This window comes from Budvicia aquatica DSM 5075 = ATCC 35567, assembly GCF_000427805.1.
GTDB classification, from domain to species: domain Bacteria; phylum Pseudomonadota; class Gammaproteobacteria; order Enterobacterales; family Enterobacteriaceae; genus Budvicia; species Budvicia aquatica.
In genome coordinates, this window is record NZ_ATYS01000120.1 from 1 (window position 1) to 1,625 (window position 1,625).

Genomic DNA, 1,625 nt, shown 5'->3' on the forward strand with positions numbered 1-1,625 from the left:
CGCTGTTCGCCGGTATGGTGTAAGTATCCGTCGTCGCACCCACGATAGCCTGATGACTCAGCGTTGCCACCGTGCTGGAGCCATTCGCCGTTGAGTTTGTCCCGTCAAGCTGCCATTGGATGGTGGTTGGCGTCAGGCGTATTTCGCCGGTATCCCAGACACCGTTGTTATTCGCATCATCCCAAGCNCGGAATACGTAAGTCTCGCCGACCACAGGATGGACAACGGACGACCGTGAATAATCAGTAGCACCACTGCCCGCCGATGGTGTATCAGACTGACGGAAAATGCCGCCCGTAATACTGGCTCCAGGCGAAATGGGGCCTGGCAGTGTTCCGCTGCCCCCGGAGGTATTATCACGGGTATCTGCAATAGTGATTGTCTGACCCGCAATCGGGTCACCTGTCACGGAGTAAGCCTGAACGACCACTTTTATTGCACTGGCCCCCATCGCGACAGCAGGGATGGTCAGCACGCTAGTCCCTGTACCGCCGACCGTGGTCGAACCAGTATGGATGAAGCCACTGGTAATCGGCGTATCACTGCCTGATTTGACGTAATACCATGTCACGTGCGTATTGGACGCATCACCGTCCCCGTCCGTGTCGTTGTATCGATAAGTGAGGGTTATCGCATCACCGACGGCCAGCGTTGCACCGGTCGCATTGGTGGTCAGGTCAACCGCGTTCTGCGCACTATTGGTTGGGGCACTCAATACCGGAATACGTCCCTGCACCGAACTGGTCGTCCCNGTACTCGCTGCCCAAACTGAACTCGAGGTCAATCCTGCCAAACCCAACGCCAACACCAGTTTCTTTAGCATCACATTCACTTTCATCATTCATCCTTTTGATTAACGTCTGACACCAGCCCGATTAATCCGGGCTTTTNGTCAGTCTTCCCCCGGCAAGATGAGCTCAATCGGGGGTATCTTGTTACTGATATGACTGACTAGTACGTCACTTTCAGACCAAAACCCTGGTCACCACACGCGACGCCACTGTTACTGTTGGCATTAGTTCTCGGGGTAAAGGTATAGCCGGTCACGCCAGTATCGTGGTCGGTGAGAGTGATGTTACAGCCCGCATTGTTGGTGCCGTCCAGATTCCAGTGCAGCGTTTCTGCCGGAAGCGTCGCGGTAATATCCTGATTGACCGCATTAAACAGCTTCAGGGTATAGGTCACACCCACCATTGGATTAGCCCGGGTTACCAAGATGTCATTGCCGTCCGGGTCCAAAATTTCAGCCCGTAATGCAGATTGCTGACTAAAGACCATCTCCCGAGAGACAGTTTTGCCATAACGCCCTAGGTCTGCGACGACGCTAAAGCGCCCGACCAGGGTACTGACCACCTCGCGGATGTAATAGGTCACCCCATCCCGCATCTCGGTACGGTCACTTTTGATGCTCACGCACGGCGTAGGGGTATTCTGGGTATCCGTGGTACAGATATCATTGACCGTCAACACGGCCCCCGTATCCAGATTGGTCACTATCCAGGTGGGCTTTAACANCGCAGGGTCCGTAATGACCACGCCGTCGTGATTAGTCAAATACGTCACCAGTTGAACCGCGTCCGTATCTAGACCCGAGGCTTGCTTACTGGCGCTGCCTTCGATATCCA

At 54.5% G+C, this 1,625-nt stretch carries 1 protein-coding gene; it reads right to left on the minus strand.

Annotated features, from left to right (window positions below; translation table 11 throughout):
- Positions 1-841: SinI family autotransporter-associated protein (locus YWE_RS31565; RefSeq protein WP_428829299.1), on the minus strand; the 841-nt coding region annotated here is incomplete at its 3' end.
- Between the last annotated feature and the right edge of the window lie 784 nt (positions 842-1,625).